The sequence below is a fragment of the Ciceribacter thiooxidans genome, from assembly GCF_014126615.1.
In the GTDB taxonomy this organism is placed as follows: domain Bacteria; phylum Pseudomonadota; class Alphaproteobacteria; order Rhizobiales; family Rhizobiaceae; genus Allorhizobium; species Allorhizobium thiooxidans.
The window spans coordinates 2,421,953-2,443,752 of the sequence record NZ_CP059896.1; the positions used below are offsets into that span (position 1 = coordinate 2,421,953).

The 21,800-nt window shown below is 66.3% G+C and carries 19 protein-coding genes and 1 pseudogene; 7 read left to right on the plus strand and 13 right to left on the minus strand.

The genetic code is table 11. The features are described 5' to 3' along the window. Positions 1–10 precede the first annotated feature (10 nt). On the minus strand, positions 11–454 hold the full coding sequence (locus H4I97_RS11825) for a c-type cytochrome (RefSeq protein ID WP_182304850.1): 444 nt from the start codon (positions 452–454) through the stop codon (positions 11–13). Between the two features lie 379 nt (positions 455–833). Continuing rightward, a complete protein-coding gene (locus tag H4I97_RS11830) occupies positions 834–1,463 on the minus strand; it encodes a LysE family translocator (protein WP_182304851.1) in 630 nt (209 codons plus the stop codon). A 131-nt stretch (positions 1,464–1,594) separates the two neighbouring features. Here H4I97_RS11830 and H4I97_RS11835 point away from each other — a divergent pair. Next, positions 1,595–2,294: pseudogene (locus tag H4I97_RS11835) on the plus strand (helix-turn-helix transcriptional regulator). Here H4I97_RS11835 and H4I97_RS11840 read toward each other — a convergent pair. The 3 genes from H4I97_RS11840 to H4I97_RS11850 all read right to left on the minus strand — a co-directional run bounded on the left by H4I97_RS11840 (position 2,291) and on the right by H4I97_RS11850 (position 4,674). Continuing rightward, entirely contained in the window at positions 2,291–3,160 is an 870-nt protein-coding gene (locus tag H4I97_RS11840; RefSeq protein ID WP_182304852.1) for a metallophosphoesterase, read from the minus strand. The pseudogene H4I97_RS11835 and the gene H4I97_RS11840 overlap by 4 nt on opposite strands. A 146-nt stretch (positions 3,161–3,306) precedes the next feature. Continuing rightward, a complete protein-coding gene (locus tag H4I97_RS11845) occupies positions 3,307–3,633 on the minus strand; it encodes a hypothetical protein (RefSeq protein WP_182304853.1) in 327 nt (108 codons plus the stop codon). A gap of 438 nt (positions 3,634–4,071) precedes the next feature. Continuing rightward, positions 4,072–4,674 (minus strand): superoxide dismutase, encoded by a 603-nt coding sequence (locus H4I97_RS11850; RefSeq protein ID WP_182304854.1) that lies wholly within the window; start codon positions 4,672–4,674, stop codon positions 4,072–4,074. Between the two features lie 218 nt (positions 4,675–4,892). On the opposite strand from H4I97_RS11850, the gene H4I97_RS11855 reads away from it, so the two are divergent. Next, positions 4,893–5,219 (plus strand): hypothetical protein, encoded by a 327-nt coding sequence (locus H4I97_RS11855; protein WP_182304855.1) that lies wholly within the window; start codon positions 4,893–4,895, stop codon positions 5,217–5,219. Positions 5,220–5,222: 3 nt separating this feature from the next. Here H4I97_RS11855 and H4I97_RS11860 read toward each other — a convergent pair whose 3' ends face one another. The 3 genes from H4I97_RS11860 to H4I97_RS11870 form a co-directional block, all read right to left on the minus strand. Continuing rightward, positions 5,223–5,567, minus strand: a complete 345-nt coding sequence (locus H4I97_RS11860) for a YkgJ family cysteine cluster protein (RefSeq protein ID WP_182304856.1) — start codon at positions 5,565–5,567, stop codon at positions 5,223–5,225. Between the two features lie 598 nt (positions 5,568–6,165). Further along, the gene (locus tag H4I97_RS11865) at positions 6,166–7,293 is read right to left on the minus strand and encodes an NAD(P)/FAD-dependent oxidoreductase (protein WP_182304857.1); all 1,128 of its coding nucleotides are present in this window, start codon (positions 7,291–7,293) and stop codon (positions 6,166–6,168) included. Positions 7,294–7,858: 565 nt separating this feature from the next. Continuing rightward, entirely contained in the window at positions 7,859–8,740 is an 882-nt protein-coding gene (locus H4I97_RS11870; protein ID WP_182304858.1) for a branched-chain amino acid aminotransferase, read from the minus strand. 146 nt (positions 8,741–8,886) lie between these two features. Between H4I97_RS11870 and H4I97_RS11875 the strand changes: the two genes are divergently transcribed. Together H4I97_RS11875 and H4I97_RS11880 are read left to right on the plus strand one after the other, a co-directional pair. Further along, positions 8,887–9,927 (plus strand): zinc-dependent alcohol dehydrogenase family protein, encoded by a 1,041-nt coding sequence (locus tag H4I97_RS11875; RefSeq protein WP_182304859.1) that lies wholly within the window; start codon positions 8,887–8,889, stop codon positions 9,925–9,927. A gap of 426 nt (positions 9,928–10,353) precedes the next feature. Beyond that, entirely contained in the window at positions 10,354–10,698 is a 345-nt protein-coding gene (locus tag H4I97_RS11880; protein ID WP_244658634.1) for an endonuclease domain-containing protein, read from the plus strand. Positions 10,699–11,009: 311 nt separating this feature from the next. Here the strand turns inward: H4I97_RS11880 and H4I97_RS11885 are convergent, their stop codons facing one another. The 3 genes from H4I97_RS11885 to xylF all read right to left on the minus strand — a co-directional run bounded on the left by H4I97_RS11885 (position 11,010) and on the right by xylF (position 14,408). Then, positions 11,010–11,795 carry an ATP-binding cassette domain-containing protein gene (locus tag H4I97_RS11885; protein ID WP_182304861.1) on the minus strand — a complete coding sequence of 262 codons (786 nt, stop codon included), beginning with the start codon at positions 11,793–11,795 and terminating at the stop codon, positions 11,010–11,012. A 14-nt stretch (positions 11,796–11,809) separates the two neighbouring features. Beyond that, entirely contained in the window at positions 11,810–13,135 is a 1,326-nt protein-coding gene (locus tag H4I97_RS11890) for a sugar ABC transporter permease (RefSeq protein WP_182304862.1), read from the minus strand. A 235-nt stretch (positions 13,136–13,370) separates the two neighbouring features. Further along, on the minus strand, positions 13,371–14,408 hold the full coding sequence (gene xylF, locus H4I97_RS11895) for a D-xylose ABC transporter substrate-binding protein (protein ID WP_182304863.1): 1,038 nt from the start codon (positions 14,406–14,408) through the stop codon (positions 13,371–13,373). 243 nt (positions 14,409–14,651) lie between these two features. Here xylF and H4I97_RS11900 point away from each other — a divergent pair, with 243 nt between their 5' ends. The 3 genes from H4I97_RS11900 (at position 14,652) to tam (ending at position 17,468) form a co-directional block, all read left to right on the plus strand. Beyond that, positions 14,652–15,878: an ROK family transcriptional regulator gene (locus H4I97_RS11900; protein ID WP_182304864.1), complete on the plus strand. Its 1,227-nt coding sequence runs from the start codon at positions 14,652–14,654 to the stop codon at positions 15,876–15,878. A gap of 167 nt (positions 15,879–16,045) precedes the next feature. Then, positions 16,046–16,696 carry a haloacid dehalogenase type II gene (locus H4I97_RS11905; RefSeq protein ID WP_182304865.1) on the plus strand — a complete coding sequence of 217 codons (651 nt, stop codon included), beginning with the start codon at positions 16,046–16,048 and terminating at the stop codon, positions 16,694–16,696. Position 16,697: 1 nt separating this feature from the next. After that, positions 16,698–17,468, plus strand: coding sequence for a trans-aconitate 2-methyltransferase (tam, locus tag H4I97_RS11910; protein ID WP_182304866.1), 771 nt, complete (start codon positions 16,698–16,700; stop codon positions 17,466–17,468). Between the two features lie 444 nt (positions 17,469–17,912). On the opposite strand, the gene H4I97_RS11915 is transcribed toward tam, so the two are convergent. Both H4I97_RS11915 and H4I97_RS11920 read right to left on the minus strand, forming a co-directional pair. After that, entirely contained in the window at positions 17,913–20,711 is a 2,799-nt protein-coding gene (locus tag H4I97_RS11915) for an EAL domain-containing protein (RefSeq protein ID WP_182304867.1), read from the minus strand. Next, positions 20,711–21,685: a FecR domain-containing protein gene (locus H4I97_RS11920; RefSeq protein WP_244658775.1), complete on the minus strand. Its 975-nt coding sequence runs from the start codon at positions 21,683–21,685 to the stop codon at positions 20,711–20,713. Before H4I97_RS11920 ends, H4I97_RS11915 begins: the two co-directional genes overlap by 1 nt. Between the last annotated feature and the right edge of the window lie 115 nt (positions 21,686–21,800).

Sequence of the window (21,800 nt, forward strand, 5' to 3'; positions counted from 1 at the left end):
GCCCGGGCGATTACTTCTTCAGCCGGTACGTCTCGTGACAGGAGCTGCAGGCCTCGCCGAGCGCTTTCATGGTGGCGCCGGTGCTCGCCTGATCGGTCGGAAGGGCGGCGAGCTGCGCATCGGCGACCTTGATGAGATTGGCGGCCTTGGCCTTGAAGTCATCCGTGTTTTCCCAGATCTTCGGGCTTGCTTCGGACTTGAAGCCCGTCTCGGAGCCGGCGGGAAAATGTTCCGGGAAGGTTGAGGCGACTTCCTTCATGGTGGTCAGCGAGGACTTCACCACCGCCGCATCGAAGGGCTTCTTGCCCTTGACGATGGCGCCGATGGCGCCCATCGCGTCACCGACCTTTTCCATCATTTCCTGACGCACGACCTGAGGTTCTCCGGCGGCGAAAGCCGTGCCCATTCCCAGAGCGGCGGTAACGGCCGCAGCCACGACAAATCTCAGCTTCATAGAAAATTCTCCCGTTCAATGACCGGCCGCGCCGGCGTTGATACCAACGCCCGATGATTGCCGGATGTTCGCGGCGGAATGAAGTCACAATCCGGTGATGCCCGGTGCGGGCGGCAAATCCTTGATCGCAAAGGGAGTTAAGGTCACCGGCTCCTCTGGTGTCCGTTCACGATACAGTTGCCGAAGCTCCCGCCATCGGACGGGAAAACCCTCTTCTCCCCAGCGGGGAGAAGTGCCGAGCGCATGCGAGGCGATGAGGGGGAGCCGCTTGTCCCCGACGTTCACCCCCTCATCCGGCGCTACGCGCCACCTTCTCCCCGATGGGGAGAAGAGGAACGGACATCGCTCGCTCCAACAACCCCGGCCGGTCATCTCCGCCTCACCGGAGGCTCTCCCAGAGCGTGACGGCGGCGGCGGTGATGAGGAGCGCGCCGGCGCCGCGGCCGATCCAGACGGTGATTGCCGGGCTGTTCGTCAGCAAGCTGCGGGCGCGGTCACCGGCAAGCGCCACGGCGCCGTAGACGAGACCCTGGATCAGGAGGGTCATCACGCCGAAGACCAGACCCTGCAGCCAGATCGGCCCGTAGACGGGTTTCAGGAATTGCGGATAGACGGCGAGCACGAAGACGTAGGCCTTCGGGTTCAGGAGGCAGGTCGTTACCGCCTGGCGGAAGGTCGTCCAGCCGTTCCGTCGCCCGGCTCCCTCGACCGAGGAGACGGTGATCGAGCTGCGGACGAGCGAGAACCCGACCCAGATCATATAGGCCGCTCCGAGCACGAGCAGCGGCAGGAAGAAGCGCGGCGCGAAGGCGACGAGGAAACCCGTGCCGAGCGTGCCGTAGAGCGTGTGCACCGCACCGCCCGTCATCATGCCGCCGGTCGCCGTCAGCCCCTGCCGGCGGCCACCCGAGAGCGAACTGGCGAGCACATAGATCATGTCCATGCCCGGCACGATGATGATTCCGAGGATCAGGAGGAAGAAAAGCCAGAGATTTTCCGTGTAAGTCATGTCAGTATCCTTGCGAGAGGCGATCGGCTGCATCGTTGTTTCGGACGGAAAATCAGCCTGTTGACCGGCAATCTAGCGAGGAGCAACTGACAACGTTCTGTCAGGAGACCCTCAGGACAAGGATCAAAAAAATGCGCAAGGCCTCGCGGCTCTTCGAGATCATCCAGATCCTGCGCGCGGCGCGGAAGGCGGTGACGGCGCGCACCATCGCCGAGGCGCTCGAAGTGACGGAGCGATCGATCTACCGCGACATCGCCGCGCTTCAGGCGATGCGGGTGCCGATCGAGGGCGAACGCGGGCTCGGCTATATCCTCAGACCCGGCTTCGACCTCCCGCCGCTGATGTTCACCATCGAGGAGACCGAGGCAATCGTGCTGGCGCTCGCGCTGCTCGAACGCACCGGCGACGAGGGGCTGAAACAGGCGGCGAAACGGGTGAACCAGAAGATTGCCGGCGCGGTGCCGCCGCCGCTCCGCCGCACGCTGGAGACGAAAGCACTCTACGCCTGGGGGCGCCCGCCCCTCGCCTGCCGGCGTCGACCTGGCGGTCTTGCGCCGGGCGATCCGCGACGAGCGCAAGCTCGAGATCGACTATCGCGACGAGCTCGGACGGGCGAGCGAGCGCACCATCCGGCCGATCGCGCTCATCTACTATTCGCAGACGGCGACCATCGTCGCGTGGTGCGAGCTGCGGCAGGCGCTGCGCAATTTCCGCGCCGACCGGATCGAGCATTGTGCCGAGGCCGACGGCTTCTTCAAGGGCGAAGGGGACCGGCTGCGGGCGCTCTGGGTCAATGGCTGGCGGGCCGAGGATGCGGCCGTCAACGGTTAGGGCCAGCCGGGCCGGGCGGCGACGGGAAGCTTCAGGCTCCGGCTCGGCTCTCGGCCGAAACCGGTGATGTCGATGCGGTCGTCGAAGACCTCGACGAGGGCGAAGGCATTCTCCCGCTCGGTATCGACCATGCCACGGAAATTGACGAAATGGGTGCCGCCGAGTTCGCCGTAATTGCCGGCGTGATTGTGGCCGCAGAAATAGGCGGCGACGGCCGGCGAGCGGACGAGCAGGCCCGCCACCGCCTCGGCGTTCCAGAGATTGTGCTCGTTGTGCGGGAAGAGCGGATAGTGCCCCATGGCGATCACCGTCTCGCCGGCTTCTTCCGCGAGCGCCAGCCGCCCGGAAAGCCAGGCGAGCTGGGCTTCGCCGACGCCACCGTTCCAGGTCTGGGCATTTGCGGCTCCCGCACGGCGAAGCACTGCAAGCATCTCTTCGGCGGTGGCGCGGCGGGGATCGCCGGGCGGCGGCGCGAAGAGCGAGATGTCGCTCCCCTCGATGACGACGATACGGCAGCCGTTGCGCACGAGGTCGTAATAGGGCGCGGCCATGCCGAGCCTTCCATGTACCTCGCCGAGCCGCGCCGCCTCGACCTTGAAATCATGGTTGCCGGGCAGGAACAGGCATTGGTGGCGCAGCCCCGCATAGACGGAAAGCACGGCGTCGAAGTTCTCGAAGCCGCGGTCGATCACGTCACCGAGCGTCAGCACGAAGTCGAGCTCCTCGGCGTTGAACCGGCGGACCGCCTCGGCGAGCTTGTCCAGGCTTTTGGTGAAATAGCGGTCGAGCCGGAGGTCGGGCTCGGCGGCGGCATATTGCGGGTCGGCGATGATGCCGAAGCGAAGACGGGGAGCGGAAGAGGTCACGAGGCGCCTGTGATCGGGTTTGGCGGACGGGCGCTCTTAGGATGCGGATGTGACGGCGCGATGACAAGAGGCAGGGGCAAGGGGCGGGCACACGAAGACGGGCGGGCGAAAGATCGCCCTGCCCTCTGGTCTCCCCGGCGGTCTCTTCAGTACCAGCGATAGTGCGAGCGCTGGTGCGCTTCAGACGAGGTGGCGACGAAATAGCCCACCAGCCCGCCGATGAGGCCGGCCATCAGCAGTGCCGTCGAAGTGGCCGCCGGATGCTCGCGCACCACGCCGGCGACGCTCGCCGCTTCGTTGCGGGCATATTGCGCCGCATCGCCAGCGGTTCGGCTCGCCCCTTCGAGGGCCGCCGTCGCGCGGCCGCGCAGCTGTCCTGCGGCGCGCTCGCCCTGGATCCCGAGCGTCTCGCGCAGATCGCGGACCTGCGCCTGAAGTTCACGCATCTGTTCCTGGATAGGATTGTCGGCCATGGTCGCTCCTCTTTGTCTTCAAGGGATTGCGAAACGTCCAGTCGATGGTGATTGTTCCACCAACCGGCTCCGCCGGCAAGGAGCGACGTCGCGGCGGAAGGTCGCGCGTCAGCGGCGAAAGCGTCCGGAGAAGAAGAAACCCGGCGCCTTGCGGCACCGGTTCAGATTGCGGACAAAGCTTACTGTGACCAGTGTGGCTCCCCATCCTCCGTCACCCCGGCCTTGAGCCGGGGTCCAGGAACGACGCGTCTGCGCTGTGAAATGGTCCTTTTGCGATCAAGGACTTGATCGCGCTGGATGCCGGCTCGGAGGCCGGCATGACGGGTAGCCCTGCACGTCCACCGCGGCTCCCCGAAAACCTTGGCGACAGGTTCCTCGACGAAGAAACCCGGCGCCTTGCTGCACCGGGTTCCAGAAATTCCAGCGAAGGGCCGGAGCTTACTTCGTCGCCGCTTCGTAGCGTTCCAGGACGTAGTCCCAGTTGATCAGGTTGTCGACGAAGGCTTCGAGGTACTTCGGACGCAGGTTGCGGTAGTCGATGTAGTAGGAGTGTTCCCACACGTCGACGCCGAGGATCGGGGTCGCGCCGTGGACCAGCGGGTTTTCGCCGTTCGGGGTCTTGGAGATTTCGAGCTTGCCGTCCTTGACCGAGACCCAGGCCCAGCCGGAGCCGAACTGGGTGGTGCCGGCGGCGATGAAGTCGGCCTTGAACTTGTCGTAGCCGCCGAGGTCCGAGGCGATCGCGCTCTCGAGCTTGCCCGGCAGCTTGTTGCCGCCGCCGCCCTTCTTCATCCACTTCCAGAAGTGGACGTGGTTGTAGTGCTGGGCGGCGTTGTTGAAGAGGCCCTGATTGGTGCCGAAGGACTTCTTGACGACGTCCTCGACCGAGAGATCACCCATGCCGGCGTCGGCGGCGAGCTTGTTGCCGTTGTCGACATAGGCCTTGTGGTGCTTGTCGTGGTGATATTCGAGCGTTTCCGACGACATGTAGGGGGCGAGCGAATCGTAGGCGTAGGGAAGTTCGGGCAATTCGAAAGCCATGGTGATATCTCCTCTTGGCAACAGAGTGGGGAAAATCGATTGATCGGGAACATAGGAGCGGAAGTTCCCCGAGGCAACCTGCCATATGTCAAACTGTTGCGAGGAAAGAAAAGTTTTGTACCTTGCGTGAACGCAGTCCCGTCAAAATGCTCCGGCAGGTTGCAGGCGTTCGAAACGTAATCGGCCTGCCCCGGAAAACGAAGGCCGAAGGAGACGCCATGGATCGCCTGTCCGTCACGCTTGCCGCTGCAGGCTTCTGCCTCGCCGGTCCGGCGCTTGCCTCCTCCGATGAAGCCTGGGCCGAATTCGCGGCAAAGGTCGAGGCCAAATGCCTCGCCGCCGCCACCGACATGCTGGAAGAGCCCGCCATCGCCGTCGATCCGTTCGGCACGGAAAGCTATGGTGTGGCGATCCTGACCGGCAAGCCGAAAGGCGCCGAAGGCCAGGTGAGCTATCTGTGCGTGATGGACAAGAAGACGGAAACGGCCGAACTCGGCAGCGAACTCGGCGCCGACACGGTAATGGTGACGATCCCGGCAAAGTGAGTTTCAGTTGCCGTCCATGGCTTCGAAATTCGGCAGGCCGGCGAGGTCGAAGCCCTTCTCCGCGCGCGCCATGCGGCACTCGGCATCGCCCGGCATGCAGTCGCGGCAGACGATCGGGCGGACGGCGTAGACGGAGCAGCCGACATGCTTGCCAAGCTCGCCGGTGAGTGCGGCGCAGCGGCCTTCCTCAAAGCGCATGCCGGAAAGGTCGGCAGCGACCAGCTTCTCCGGGATCAGCGCGAGCGCCTCGTCGCTCTCCAGCGAGAAGCGCGGCCAGTCGGCCGAGTGGGCGCAGCACGCCCCGCAGGTCTGGCAATCGAAGATATCGGGCGGCGAGGTTTCGAGCATGGCCTTCCCTAAGCAGATGCGGCGCGGAAATCCAGCGCTTTCGGCGGAGAAGGTGTTGCGGCGTCGGGCGCCGGCTGGTCGATCTCCCCCCTTGAGGGGAGATGCCCGCAGGGCAGAGGGGGGGTTGTCACTGCAAGCGCCGAGAGTGGGGGGCACCCCCTCTGTCACTTCGTGACATCTCCCCCTCAAGGGGGAGATCGGGCGGCCCATACATCGCCTCCGTCATGCCCGTCCTCGGGTTAAACCCGAGGATGATCCGGCATCCAGCCGGCGAGCGTCGGCGAGCCGAAAGAACGCATTTCGACGAGGGCGAAAAAGTCTCTCCGCGCGATCGACATCGCGCGGCTGGATGCCGGGTCGAGCCCGGCATGACGGAAGTTGAGGGGGTGCGTGCCTCACCTTTGCCACTCACCACGCTGCGAGAGGGGATGAGCCGCGGGCCACGGGTCGATCTCCCCCCTTGAGGGGGAGATGCCCGCAGGGCAGAGGGGGGTGTCACTGCGAACGCCGAGAGTGGGGTTCACCCCCCTCTGTCACTTCGTGACATCTCCCCCTCAAGGGGGGAGATCGGGCAGCTACCGTCGAACGTCGCCCTCTCCTACCGGTAGGCCTTCAGATAATGCCGCTCGAAGGCGCGTTTCAGCCAGTGGAAGACCTTGAGCCGTGGGGTGACGAAGCCGCGGGTCTTGCTGCGATAGACGAGGATGCCGCTGTCGAGCGTGTCGACGATGCAGATGAGCTCCGGCTTGAAGTCGGTCTGCGGCGAACGCCCCTTCAGGACCGCGGCGATGTTGGCGGCGGCGGCCTTCGCCTGCAGGTCGGCCTGGTGTGCCTGCTTCGGCATCCAGTCCGGCCCCTTGAAGCTGCCGCTGTCGCCGACCACCCAGACGCCCGGCCGACCCGGCACGCGGCATTTCTCGTCGGCCTCGATCATGCCGCCCGGCGAGAGCGGCAGGTCGGTCTCGGAAAGCCAGGCGGGACCGGTGAGCCCCGGCATGAAGAGGATGAGGTCGGCGGCAAACTCGCCGCCCTCGGTCACCACCTTGTCGGCCTCGAGGCGCACCATCTTGTGACCGAGCCGGGTCTCGATGCCGCGGCGGGCCATCTCGGCGAGCAGCCCGTCGACCGCCTTGTCGCCGAGGCGTTGTCCAGGCCGCGCCGCCGGGCTGAAGAAGACGAGCTTGAAGCGGTCGCGCCGGCCCTGACGGCGCAGCAGCGTATCGATGATGAAGAGGAACTCGAACATCGGCCCGCCGCGCACCGCGGACTGTTCGTTGGGATTGGCGGCGAAACCGACGGCGACCGTGCCGCCGGCCATCCCTTCCAGCCGGCGAGCGATCTCCTCACCGACGGCGATGCCTTCGCAGGGGACGAGCGCGTGCTCGATGCCGGGAAGCTTACGGATGAAGCGGCCGCCGGTCGCGATCACCAGTTGGTCGTTGGAAAACTCGCCGGCATCGGTCAGCACCGTGCGGCCGCCCCCGGCAAGGCCGGTGACCGACGCCTTCACGTGGCGCACCCGGTGGCGGACGAAGAAGTTGCCGAGCGGGATCCTGAGCGCGCTGCCCTTGCGCAGACCGGCCGGTAGCCAGATCGAGCTCGGCAGGTAGTGCAGCTCGTCCCGCGGCGAGATCACCGTGATCTCGTCTTCGACGCCCTGGCGGCGCAGTTCGCGGATGGTGGTGAGCGCCCCGAAACCGGAGCCGAGAACGGTGATATTGGCCACAGCAATCTCCAGAGAAAAACGTTTCTTCATATATATGAAGATTTACTATTCCTGGAAAGAGGCGCTTCGCCACAGGGGGCCGGCGCGGTGGTGGCGGCTGGCATGATGCGCCCCTCACGATTGCCCCTCACCCTGACCCTCTCCCCGTCAAAACGGGGAGAGGGGACGGCCGAAGCGGTGCCGCTTGTCCCTTCTCCCCGCAAGCGGGGAGAAGTGCCGGCAGGCGGCTGAGAGGCCCTGGAAGTCAGGATGGTCGCTTCTCCCTCTGTGTCGGCTGCGCCGACATCTCCCCCTCAAGGGGGAGAGCGAGCGCACCATACATCGCCGCCCGTCATGCCCATCCTCGGGTTAAACCTGAGGATGATCCGGCATCCAGTCGGCGAGCCGAGAGAACGCATTTCGACGTATCTCCGCGCGATGGACATCGCGCGGCTGGATGCCGGGTCGAGCCCGGCATGACGGACGATGTCACGAGCGCCGAAATCGGAGGACACCCCCCTCTGCCCTGCCGGGCATCTCCCCCTCAAGGGGGGAGATCGGACCGTGGCTGGTGAAAATCGACTATTCAGCCGACGCGGGTGGTGCGCGCCCAGTCCATGTAGAGTTCGAGCGCCTTGCGGGCGACCGGCCCTTCCTGCAGTTCGCGGTCGTCGAGGCGATTGACCGGGGCGACCTTGGAATAGTTGCCGGTGGTGAAGATCTCGTCGGCGCCCATGAAATCCTCGACCGAGAGGGTCGCCTCGCGCACGTCATGGCCCGCCTCGCGCAGGAGGCCGATGACCCGCGCGCGGGTGATGCCGGCGAGGAAGGTGCGGTTGGCGGCCGGGGTGAAGACGATGCCGTCCTTCACCATGAAGACGTTCGAGGAGGCGGTCTCGGCGACATTGCCGTTCATGTCGCGCACCAGCGCGTTGTCGAAGCCGCGGGCGCGCGCCTCGACGATCATGCGGCCGGAATTCGGGTAGAGGCTGCCGGTCTTGGCGCCGGTCATCGCGCATTCCGGCGTCGGCCGGCGATAGGGCGAGAGCGTCAGCGAATGCGGCTTGGCGGTGTGCATCGGCGCCTCGAAGAGGCAGAGCGCAAAGCGCGTCGAAGCAGCATCGGGGGCGACGACCGAGCCCGCCTGGCCGTGCTCGGCCCAGTACATCGGCTTGATGTAGATCGCCGTCTTGCCGTCGAACTTCTTCACCCCTTCGAGCGCCAGCCGCTCGATCTCTTCCGCCGCAACCGTCGCGGCCATGCCCATGGCGACCGCCGAGCGGTTGACGCGCCGGCAGTGGAGATCGAGGTCCGGAGCGATGCCGTCGAACCAGCGCGCGCCGTCGAACACCGTCGAACCGAGCCACATCGCGTGCGACACCGGCCCGATCAGCGGCGGGTTGCCGGCGATCCATTCACCGTCGACGAAGGTCCATGTGGGCGTGCGGGCGGAAGTATCGACAGCCATCGGCTTCTCCTCGTTTCATCTCTGTGGCTCGTTCCGCTTTAGCCGGAAAAAGCAGAATTGGGGTGAATGGGTACATCAATAATACTCATGCCACCACCCGCCCCTCTTGCGATAGGTTGCGCGCCAAAGTTCGCAGGAGACGACCAATGAGAGCCATGTATTACGAAGCCTTCGAGAAGACGCCGGAGATCCGGGTGCTTCCCGACCCGACCCCGACGGAGAACGGCGTCGTCATCAAGGTGGAGGCGTCCGGGCTCTGCCGCAGCGACTGGCACGGCTGGATGGGCCACGATCCCGACATCCGCCTGCCGCACGTGCCGGGCCACGAGCTCGCCGGCGTGATCGCCGCGACCGGGCGGGCCGTGATGCGCTACAAGGTCGGCGACCGGGTGACGGTGCCCTTCGTCTCCGGCTGCGGCCGCTGCGGCGAGTGCCGCTCCGGCAACCAGCAGGTCTGCGAGGCGCAGTTCCAGCCGGGCTTCACCCACTGGGGCTCGTTCGCCGAATACGTGGCGATCGACTACGCCGACCAGAACCTCGTCCACCTGCCGGAAGAGATGGATTTCGCCACCGCCGCCAGCCTCGGCTGCCGCTTTGCCACCTCCTTCCGCGCGGTCGCCGACCAGGCGCGGGTAAAGGGCGGCGAATGGGTGGCGGTGCACGGCTGCGGCGGCGTCGGGCTCTCGGCGATCATGATCGCCGCAGCGCTGGGCGCCAATCCGATCGCGATCGACATCTCGGAAGAGAAGCTCGCCTTCGCCCGCAAGCTCGGGGCGGTCGCCGCGATCAACGCGCGCGAGACCGACGATGTCGCCGGCGCGGTGCGCGAGATCACGCAAGGCGGCGCGCATGCCTCGATCGATGCGCTCGGCTCGCCCGTCACCTGCTTCAACTCGATCAAGAACCTGCGCCGCCGCGGCCGCCACGTGCAGGTCGGGCTAATGCTCGGCGATCATGCGACGCCCGAGATCCCGATGGCGCAGGTGATCGGCCACGAACTCGAAATCTACGGCAGCCACGGCATGCAGGCCTGGCGCTACGACGCGATGCTTTCGATGATGGCCGCCGGCAAGCTCGATCCCAGGCAGTTGATCGGCCGCGAGATTTCGCTGGAAGAGGCCGTACCCGCACTCGTCGCGATGGACCGGACGACCGACCTCGGCATCAGCGTGATCACGCGGTTCTGAGGGGGGCAGAGGGAATACGCCGTAAGCGCCGGGTCCGGAGGCTCACCCCCCTCTGTCACTTCGTGACATCTCCCCCTCAAGGGGGGAGATCGGTGCCTCACGACCGGCACCCCTTCTCGAACCTCATGCAGGAGTTCAGACGATGAGCCGAAAACCGAGATCCTCGACCGAAGCTCCCCCGAAATGGACGTCGCCCGGCCGGTCCAACCGCGACGTGACTCGAGGGCGGGCATAGCGGCTGAAAGGGACGCACCGATCTCCCCCCTTGAGGGGGAGATGTCGGCGGAGCCGACAGAGGGGGGTGTCGCCACACTGAAAGCAATCTATGATTGAGTATTGCCTCAACGCTCAGATGGAGTGCTCAAGGTGCCGCATTTCGACGTCCCCTCCTCCAACCGGCGAAATGCCCGGCGGATGCGGCGGCAGATGACCGACACGGAACTGCGTTTCTGGAACGCCGTCAGGGCACATCGGCTGGACGGGCTCGGCTTCCGGCGGCAGCTGCCGATCGCCGGCTATATCGCCGATTTCGCCTGTCCAGCCCTCCGCCTCGTCGTCGAGATCGACGGAGCCGGGCACACCGAGGACCGGATGATCCGCAAGGATGCCGAACGCGATCGTCGGCTGCGCGAACTCGACTGGAGCGTGCTGCGGCTCTCCAACGAGGATGTCGAACGTCGTCTCGACGAGGTTTGCACCCATATCCTGCGGATCGCCGCAGGCCGCCGAAACACGTCACTTCACGACACACCCCCCTCTGTCACTTCGTGACATCTCCCCCTCAAGGGGGGAGATCGATCCCTCGCGGCTGGCCTCCCTCTGTAAGCAGAATATAGTCCGTTGTGATAGAACCATCGCAGCGGCTCCTTTGCAGCGGCGGCTGTGTCGATCTCCCCCTTGAGGGGGAGATGTCGCGAAGCGACAGAGGGAAGTGCGAGATGGAGACCGCGCCTCCTCCACAAGACGCCCACCAAAAAACGAAGACACCGGCCTTCCCGAGACGGGAAGACCGGTGCTGCGGCTTCTCCCCCGAAGGGGAGTGCGGCGAAGCGGGGCGCCCCTCGGCCCCGCCCCGAAGGGCGTCAGGTCGTCTGCATGGCGCCCGGACCGGGTATTGCGGCCGGCGGGCACTTGCCGAGGATGATCATGCCGAGCACCTCGTCCTTGGTGACGTCGGCGGTGCGGGCTTCCCCAACCACCCTGCCGTTCTTCATGACGAAGACGCGGTCGGCGAGATCGAAGACGTCGTGGATGTCGTGGCTGATCAAGAAGATGCCGAGGCCCTCCCGCTTCAGCTGCTGGATGAGCTCGCCGACCTGGGCGGTCTCCTGCGGTCCGAGGGCGGCCGTCGGCTCGTCCATGATCAGGATGCGGGCGTCGAAAAGGATCGCGCGCGCGATCGCCACCGACTGCCGCTGGCCACCCGAAAGCGCCTTCACCGGTTCCTTGAAGCGGCGGAAGTTGGGGTTGAGCCTCCCCATCACCTCGCGGGCCTTCGCCTCCATCGCCACGTCGTCGAGCGTGCCCCAGGCGGTGCGAAGTTCGCGGCCGAGATAGAGGTTGGCGGCGGCGTCGACATTGTCGGCGACGGCGAGCGTCTGGTAGATCGTCTCGATGCCGTATTTCTTGGCATCGCGCGGGTTGTTGATGTCGGCCGGTTCGCCGTCGATCAGGATCTCGCCGTCATCGCGCCGGTAGGCGCCGGAGAGGATCTTGATGAGCGTCGACTTGCCGGCGCCGTTATGGCCGAGCAGTGCCACGACCTCGCCGGGATAGAGATCGACCGAGGCGTTCTCGACCGCGTGAATGCCGCCGAACGAGATGGAAACATTCTTCATTTCCACCAGCGGAGTGCGTTGTTCCGACATGAGCGTACTCCTTCTTACTTGGCGCGGGCGCGATAGACGGTGTCGAGCCAGACGGCGACGACGAGGACCACACCGACGACGATGCGCTGGAACGGACTGTCGATGCCGAGGAGCACCATGCCGGATTGCAGCGACTGCATGACCAGGGCGCCGATCATGGCGCCGGCGATCGTGCCGACGCCGCCGGCGAGCGAGGTGCCGCCGATGACGGCCGCGGCGATGGTATAGAGCTCGTCGAGCTCCCCTTGCGCATTGGTCGCGGCATTGAGGCGGGCCGTCGAGATCGCCGCGGCGATGGCGCAGAGGATGCCCATCAGCGTGAAGATCCTGACGGTCACCCAGCGGGTCTTGATGCCGGCGAGTTCGGCGGCCTCCGGGTTGCCGCCGATGGCGAAGACGTAGCGGCCGAAGCGCAGGCGCGTCGAGATGAAGGTCATGACGATGCCGACGATGACAGCGATCAGCACCGGAATGGCGATGCCGTGCGAGATGAGAAGCCCGCCCTCCGGCCAGGCGATGCCGTTGGCATCGGCATATTTGCGGGCGATATTGACCGGCCAGTAATAGTGGTTGGCGATCGCGACGGCGCCGAGCACCAGCACGCAGCCGAGCACCGAGAGGAAGTACTCGGCCCAGACCGGACGCAGCGGAAAGCCGAAGCGCTTGCGCTGCTTGCGGGAATTCAGGATGGCGGCGACGATCGCGATGCACGCGAGGAGACCGACGATCCAGCTCGCCGTGGCACCGATCGAGCCCTCGGTGCCGCCGCCCATCAGGCGGAAGGTGGCATCCATCGGCGCGACCGTCTGGCCGGAAGTGACGAACCAGGTGGCGCCGCGCCAGACGAGCAGGCCGCCGAGCGTGACGATGAAGGCGGGCACGTTCAAAAAGGCGATGATCGCGCCGTGCAGCGCGCCGATCGCGGCACCGACGACCATGCCGGAGGCGAGCGTCAGGATCCAGATCGCCGGATGCTCGAGGCCGAGATATTGCGGCAGGATCTTCGCCTGCATGACCCCCATGACCATGCCGCAGAAGCCGAGCACGGAGCCGACCGAAAGGTCGATGTTGCGGGTGACGATGATCAGCACCATGCCACTCGCCATGACGGCGACCGAGGAGGTCTGCACGGTCAGGTTCCACAGGTTGCGCGGTTTCAGGAACAGGCCGTCGACGAGGCCGCCGGTCATGAGCTGGAAACCGAGCCAGATGAGCACGAGCGCGCCGACCATTCCGAGAAGACGGGTATCGATCTCGGTTGCCCGGAAGAAGCGCTTCACCGCGCTCTCATTGGCGTTTCGCGCGGGATTACTCTGGGTAGCATGTGTGATGTCGGCCATGTACGTGCCTTCTCCCCACTTGTCCTTAAAGAGCCGCCGCCCCATGCGGCCGGGGGCCGAAGCGTGACGCGGCTGGTCTGATGATACGGTCCGGATCGCGTCTGCCCTACTCCCCCGAGCGGACGACGGAGCGACCACGGACGCCATTGTCCGCCTCGCACCGACCTTGTGCAAGCGCCGCAACGGGGTGCGTCGCGGCGCTTGCGAAGGTTCGGATCACACCGCGTGCGGGTGCTTACTTGCAGGCGGCGACGTCGCCCTTGACGCCCTGGCAGGCTTCATCCTTGGAAATCCAGCCGGCGTCGATGACGACGTTCAGGTTGTCCTTGGTGATCGGAAGCGGAGCGAGGAAGACCGACTGCATGGCGACGCCCTTCGGGCCGCCGTCGAAGGAGGTCACGCCTTCGACCTCGTTCATCTTCTTGCCGCCGGCGAGTTCGACGGCGATTTCAGCCGCGCGCTTGCCGAGTTCGCGGCTGTCCTTCCAGACGGAAACGGTCTGGGTGCCGAGCGCGATGCGGTTGAGCGCCGCCTTGTCGGCGTCCTGGCCGGAAACCGGAACGGAACCGGCGAGGCCCTGGGCATCGAGGGCAGCGACCGCGCCGCCGGCGGTGCCGTCGTTCGAGGCGACGACCGCGTCGACCTTGTTGTCGTTGGCGGTCAGGAACTGCTCCATGTTCTTCTGGGCAATTTCCGGCTTCCAGCCGTCGGTATAGGCTTCACCGACGTTCTTGATCTTGCCGGCGTCCATCGCTTCCTTCAGCACTTCCATCTGGCCGGCGAACAGGAAGTCCGCGTTCGGATCGGAGGACGAGCCCTTGATGAAGACGTAGTTGCCTTCCGGCTTCACCTTGAACACTTCGCGGGCCTGCATGCGGCCGACTTCCTTGTTGTCGAAGGTGATGTAGAAGGCATCCGGGTTCTCGATCAGGCGGTCGTAGCCGACGACCGGAATGCCTTCCGCGACGGCCTTTTCGATGGCCGGGCCGATGGCGTCGGAATCCTGGGCGAGAACGATCAGCGCGTTGGCGCCCTGCGAGATCAGGCTTTCGATGTCGGTCAGCTGCTTGGCGGCGGACGACTGGGCGTCAGCGGAAATGTACTTGTCGCCGGACGCTTCGAGCGCGGCCTTGATCGCGGCCTCGTCGGTCTTCCAGCGCTCTTCCTGGAAGTTCGACCAGGAAACGCCGACGACCAGGTCCTTGGCGGCAGCGGCGGAATGCATGGATACGATGACGGCAGCGCATGCCATCAGCTTCGAAATAGACTTCATTTAAGCCTCCCTGTTGGATGCAGGCCGGCGGTGGAACTCCCTCCCCCCTCTCAGCCCTGCGGAAATCACTGTCTCGCTTTCCGGTCTCACCGGTTTTTCTCGACAGTCGAGAAAATAACTGGCAGAAGATTCTCCAGCTGTCAACAGCCCCCGTCCCGCAAGGGCGAGGGCTTGCCAAGAAGCCGGCCGGATGCTTTGGGAGGAGCATGTGCTGCAGACGACCGACATGAGCGGAAAGCCCCTATGCTGACGAAGTCGAGCACCGAGATGGTGCGTCAGCAGAACAGCGTGCTCGTCCTGTCGTCGCTCCGGCGCCACGGCCCGCTCGCCCACACCGACATCGCCGCCGCGACCGGGCTCGCCTCGGCAACCGTCTCGGCGATCACCGCCGACCTCGAGCGGACCGGCGCGCTGGAACGGCACGAACACTCCGTCTCCGGCGGACGCGGCCGGCCGCGGGTGCTCTTTGCCCGTCGGCGCGACCACCGCTACCTGATCACGGTGCGGATTTCTTCCGACACGCTGCAATATTCGCTCGCCGACTATACCGGCACGCTGATCGACCGATTCGACGAGCCGCGCGACGAGGCGGGTCCCTCGACCGCCCAGTTCGTCGAAGCCTTCCGCGAGGCGGTGCTCAGGCTGATGCGCCGCTCCGGCCTCGAGGCCGAGCGCATCGCCGCGATCTCGATCAGCAGCAAGGGCCTCGTCGATCCCGCCGGATCGCGGCTCCTCTGGTCGCCGGTCTTCGGCTACGAGGAGATCGATTTTTCCGCAGCACTCACCCTTCCGCCATCGATGCGGGTACGGCTCAACAACGAGACGCCGCTGGTGGCGCAGGCGCTCGCGCGGCGGGCCGACCGCGACGGCGGCACACCCTTCCGCTCACTGGCCGCCCTCTCGCTCGGCCACTCCATCGGCCTCGGCATCGCCCGGCGGGGCGCGGCGGGCGATATCGAGGTGAGCGCGCCGAATTTCGGGCACATGCTGAACGCCGCCGACGGCAAGCTCTGCCGCTGCGGCACGCGCGGCTGCATCGAGGCATCGGCCGGTTTCTACGGCATCCTCAGGACCGCCTTCGAAGTGCCACCCGACACCATCCCGGCGAAATTCGTGCCGCTCGCCGAGATGGACAAGATCGCGCTGCGGGCCCGCCAGGGCCACCGCATGTCGGAATATGCCTTCCGCCAGGCGGGGCTCGCGATCGGCCAGGGGCTTTCGCGCATGCTGAGCCTCTTCGGCGACATGCCGGTGGCGATCGCCGGCCACGGCACGCGCTACATGGACCTCCTGTCGCGCGGGCTGGAAGAAGGGCTGCAGCAATCACTGCACGTGCGCATCTACGGCACGCCGAAGATCACCGTCGTCGCCGACGAGGCGACGCTGGTCTTCGAAGGCCATGTCGAGCGGGCGCTCGCCGAAATCGACCACGACGTGGCAGCGGCACGCGCAGAAGACGTGACGGCGTGAACCTGCCGGCCGAAACAACCGACGCTGCCACCTTTCGCCGCCTTGCCGACGCCGGTGTCGGGACGTAAGACTTCCCATACGCAAGGTTGTCGTTCGCCCCTTGATTCCCGCCGCGGCATGCCGCCGGCGAAACCGGTGCGGGCGGCAACGTCACGGGAGGAGGACCGATGTCCACGGCAGCCTATGTCTTCGACGCCTACGGCACCCTGTTCGACGTGCATGCCGCGGTGCGCCGCCATGCCGAGCGTGCCGGGCCGGACTACCAGATCTTCTCCGAAATGTGGCGGGCGAAGCAGCTCGAATATTCCTGGGTGCGCACGCTGATGGGCGCCTACCGCGATTTCTGGAGCCTGACGGAAGAGGCACTCGACTACACCTTCGAGCGCTTTCCCGGCGTCGACCGGAAGCTCCGGGCCGACCTGCTCGCCGCCTACTGGACGCTCGACTGCTATCCGGAAGTGCCGGCGGTGCTGAAGGACATCAAGGCGCACGGCGCAAAGGTGGCGATCCTTTCCAACGGCTCGCCGCTGATGCTCGCCGCGGCGGTGAAGAACGCAGCCCTCGAAACGGTGATCGACGACGTCTTTTCCGTCGATGCGCTCGGGCTCTACAAGACCGCGCCCGCCGTCTACGAGATCGTCACCACCACCTACCGGCTCTATCCCGATGCGGTCTCCTTCCAGTCGTCGAACCGCTGGGATGCCGCCGGCGCCAAGAAGTTCGGCTTCCGCACCGTCTGGGTGAACCGCAGCCGGATGCCCGACGAGTACCGGGATTTTCCGCCCGACCTCATCCTGCCCTCGCTCGAAAGTCTCTGACATGGCGTGGTCGGCGGAACTGTACCTGAAGTTCGAGGACGAGCGGACGCGGCCGGCACGCGACCTGCTTTCGCATGTGCCGCTTGCCGAGGCGAAGCGCGCCTACGACCTCGGCTGCGGACCGGGAAACTCGACCGCGCTCATCGTCGAGCGCTTCGGCGGCGACGCGGTCACCGGCCTCGACAGCGATGCCGACATGCTCACAAAGGCCCGCGCACGGCTGCCGGAGACATCCTTCGTCGCGGCCGATCTTTCCACCTGGGAGCCGCCGCACGACGTCGATCTCTTCTATGCCAATGCCGTGCTGCAATGGCTGCCGGGCCATCTGGCCCTGATGGAGCGGCTGATGGCGCATCTGGCGCCGGGCGGCGTGCTCGCCGTGCAGATGCCGGACAATCTCGACGAGCCCTCCCACCGCGCGATGGAGGCGACGGGCGCCGCCGGTCCCTGGCGCGCGCTCTTCGCCGGTGGGCGCATCCGCCGCACGGCGTTACCCCCGCCCGCCGCCTATTACGACCGGCTATCGTCCCATGCGCGCCGCGTCGACCTGTGGCACACGGACTATTATCATCCGATGGAAAGTGCCGAAGCGATCGTCGAATGGGTGAAGGGCACCGGGCTTCGCCCCTATCTCGACGCGGCCGGCGCGGAGCATCACGACGCCTTTCTTGCGGACTACACCGCCCGTATCGAGCGGGCCTATCCGCCGATGGCCGACGGCCGGCGGCTCCTGCGCTTTCCCCGGCTCTTCATTGTTGCCGTGAAGGCGTGAGGGGGAGAATCCGGGCCGGGCGCCTCTTCTCCCCTCGGGGAGAAGTGCCGAGCGCATGCGAGGCGATGAGGGGGCTGCCCGGCACAACTTTTGCGCTTCGCGCCCCCCTCATCCGGCCCTGCGGGCCACCTTCTCCCCGCTGGGGAGAAGAGGGAGGCCGTTTCGTGCGCCGCTCAAAATCCATATGCAATTTCCCTGCCGTGAAGGCTGAGGGGGATTCAGAACGCCGACAGGCCTGCAGTCGAGCTTTTCGACAATTGCGGCAGACACCCCCATCCGTCATGCCGGCCACCGAGCCGGCATCCAGTGCGATCAAGTCCTTGATCGCGAAAGGACTCTTTCACGGCGCAGACGCGCCGTTGCTGGCCCCCGGATCAGGTCCGGGGTGACGGAGGATGTGGAGCCGCATCAAAAAGACGAGCCTTTCAGCAACCGTGGAAGCCCTCACGCCCGCTTGCGGTCGGGGACGCGGGCGGCGGCGAGGCGGATGTCTTCGCCCGGCTGCGGCTTGCCGAAATAGTAGCCCTGCCCTTCCTCGCAGCCCATGGCGGCGAGCATCTGCCATTCCGTCTCGCCCTCGATGCCTTCGCAGACCACGCGCGCGCCGAAGCCGGCGGCGAGCGACTTGACGGCGCCGACGATCGTCAGGCTCGCCGGGTCGGTCGCAAGCCGGCGGACGAAGGACTGGTCGATCTTGATGAAATCGAGCGGGAAGCGGGCGAGATAGCCGAGCGAGGAATAGCCGGTGCCGAAGTCGTCGAGCGCGATCTTCACGCCAAGCGCGCGCAATGCGGCGAGCTGGGCGAGGATCTCGTCGGAAACGTCGAGGAAGGCCGATTCGGTAATTTCGAGGTGCAGGCGTTCGGGCGAAAGGCCGCTTTCGGAAAGCGCCTTCCGGACGACCGCCACCATATCCATGCGGGTGAACTGCAGCGGCGAGACGTTGACCGAGACGCTGAGCGCCTCCGGCCAGGTGATCGCCTGCCGGCAGGCTTCCTCGACCACGAAGGCGCCGAGTTCGCAGATGAAGCCGCTCGCCTCGGCGATCTCGATGAATTCGAAGGGCGGGACGACGCCGAATTCCGGATGGCGCCAGCGCACCAGCGCCTCGGCCCCGGTGAGGCTGCCGCGGGCGAGCTCCACCTGCGGCTGGTAGAGGAGGAAGAACTGGCCGGCGGCGAGCGCGCCCTTCATCTCCGCCTCCAGCGCGCGGGCGCGAATCTGGCGGCGCGCCTCGTCGGAATCATGGAGGCTGTAGCCGGAGCCGACGCTCTTGCGGGCGTGGTCGAGTGCTGCTTCCGCCCCGGCGACGAGGCCGGCGGGATCGCGGCCTTCGCCCGAGACGCAGATGCCGATGCGGGCACCGATCTCGGCGACCGAAGGACCGAGCACGAAGGCGCGCGACAGAAGGCCGATCAGGTGCTCGGCGAATTCGGCCGGCGGCATGGCGAGCGCCGCAGACGGCACGGCGACGGAGAAGCCGTCGCCTTCGCTGCGGGCGACCAGCGCGCCGCGCGGCGCGTTCTCCTTAAGCCGCATCACCACCGCCTTCAGGAGATCGTCACCGGTCGAGCGGCCGAGGACCATGTTGATCGCCGCGAAACGGTGGAGGTTGATCGCAAAGACCGACCAGTCGTCGCAAGCAACCGCATCCATGCGGCGGACGAGCTCGTCGCGGCGAAGCGCGCCGGTCAGTTCGTCATACTGGGAGAGCGCCTTCAGCTTTTCCGCGTAGGCGCGCTTGGCGGTGACGTCGCGCACGGTCACGCAGGCGACGTAGGGAACATCGGCAGGGTCGGCGGCCTCCTCCGCGGTTTCGAGGAGCGAGATGGCGACATGACCCTCGAGATGGCGATGGCCTGCGGCTTCCCGCAATTCCAGTTCGAAGTCGACGGGGAGCGCCCCCGCCTCGCCCTTCTGCCGGCGCGCCCTTTCGAGTGCCGCCTGCATGGGAAGCGGCGCATTGGCCGAGAAATCGGAAACGAGCGCGCGATGAAGGCCGGGGCCGAAGATCGTCTCGGCGGACCGGCTGACTTCGACGAGGCGGCCTTGGTGGTCGAGGATGACGACACCGTCGACGCTGTCGTCGATGACACGACGGAGAAGCGTCTGCGAATTGCGGCTCTCGACCTGCGCCAGCGCGGCGAGCCAGTTGCCGATGTCGACATGCTCGATCAGGTAGAGCAGCAGGCCGGTCGCGAGCACGAGCTCAATGCCCGCGGACGGCAGGACGAGCGAATAGCGCTGCTGCAGGTAGAAGGCCGCGCCTTCGACCGCGGCCGCCGTCAGGCCGAGAAGTGGCAGCAAGAGCCAGCCGGAGAGCGGCCGGCCGGAACGGATCGACAGAACGAGGAGGCCGGCGATGGCGACCGCATAGGGCGTCGGATCGAGGGGGACCGGAACGCGATCCTGCAACAGCGTCTCGGCGCCGAGGATATGCAGCATCGGGCCGCCGAGCAGGCCGTAGACGGGCACGGCGAAGACGTCCTTCAGCTCGGCCGCATAGGCGCCGACGACGACCGAGCGACCGGCGAGCGCATCCGCCGGCACCCGGCCGGAAAGCAGATCGGAAACGGAAAAGACCGGAACGCTCGCCGGCGAGATCGAGAAATCGATGCCGAAGCTTGCCGCACTCGGTTCCGGTTCGCCGGCAAGCAGGGCTGCGACCGACTGCACCACCTGACCGTCGAGCGTCACGCCGAGAGGCAGATCGCGCACGACGCCGTCGGCATCGGCGGCAACATTGGCGGCGGCGAGCCAGGCATTCGCCTCGAAATCGGAAAGCGGACGGGAGACCACGGTCTCCGGCGTCTCGTCGGCGGCTGCGCGGTATTGCACGAAGGCGGGCAGCGCGACGCCGCCGCCGGCATCGGCGAGCGCCTTTGTGAGCCGGGCGTCGGCCGCAGCGGTGGAGCGGGTGCTGAAATCGATGTCGAGGAAGATATCGGCGGCGCCGGCCGCGACCAGCCGGTCGATGACTTGCGCATGAACATCGCGCGGCCAGGGCCAGACGCCGATTTGATCGAGGCTCGCCTTGTCGATGGCGACGAAGACGAACTTGCCGCCCGCCGCGCGCGGCGCCGCGGCGGCACGCCATTCATTCAGGAAGAGATCGACGCCCTTCAGGACGCCGAGCGGGGGCAGCGCCAACGGCATGACGAGGAGAAGGAGCGCGGTGAGCACGCTGTAGGTGCCCGCCCGTCCCAGTCTCCGTGTCAGCCTGCGCAGTGCCCCCATGACCATCAGCCGCGTTTCGGGGGCTTCTTGCCGTGGCCGCCGTGACCATGGTCATCGTCGCCACCCTTGTTGCCGTGGTCATCGTGGCCGCCGCCGTGACCGCCACCATTGCCACCGCCCTTGCCACCGCCGTTTCCGCCATTGCCGTTGCCACCGGCATTCCCGTTGCCGTTACCGTTGCCGCCGGAACCGCCCTTGCCGGAACTGCCCTTGCCGGAATTGCCGCCCGAGCCGTTGCCCGAATTGCCGTTGCCGGTCGTCGTCGCAGTCTCGCCGCTGGCGGTACTGCCGGTATTGCCGGTGTTTTCGGCCTTGTTCGTCTTCTCGGCGGCCGCCGCGATGGCGGCCGGGCTCTTCGGCCCGAGGACGGCGACCCTGGCCGCCTTCGGCGCCGCGGAAACGACGGCGTATTTCGGTCCAACGCCCTGCACCCGCATAGCCCGGCGGCTCTTCGGATCGACGGTGACGCTCTGGCCCGGGCTCACATGGGTCTGCTCGCCGCGGGCGAAGCCGGTGACCTCGACGAGGCCGCGCTCGACGCCGACCGAGGCCTTGGTGCGATCGACCTTGACCTCGAACTTCGTGCCCTTGACGACGGCCGCGAGGAACGGCGTCTGCACCGAGGTATGCGGCTTGTTGCGCGTCTCGATGTCGAAGAGCATCGACCCGTATTGCTGGGCGACCTCGGTCTTGCGGACGAAGAAGCCCGATGTGGTGATCGAGGCCAGACTGTTCGGCTGGAAGGTGATGCTCTCCTTGTTGCGGGTGAGGACCAGCCGCCCGCGCGCGCCGGTGACGACCAGCGCCTTGTTCGGGATCGTCGTGCCCACCGTGACGGCGGTCCAGCTCTTGTTGTCGAGCGTATACTGCACCGGCTGGCTCACCTTGGCGGCGACCCACTCGGCGGCACTGACGGCACCCGCGGACACGAGAAGAAGAAGCAAAACGGAAAGAAATCTGGCCGAAAGAGACATATACATCACTCCAATCTCACAGGCATTGGAGGTAAAGCCCCTTAATCTTAAGTGAAGACAAGCGCTCTTCGGCCGTCCTGCTTAAAACGGCGTAAACGGAACCTTTCGCATTGTCGCGAAG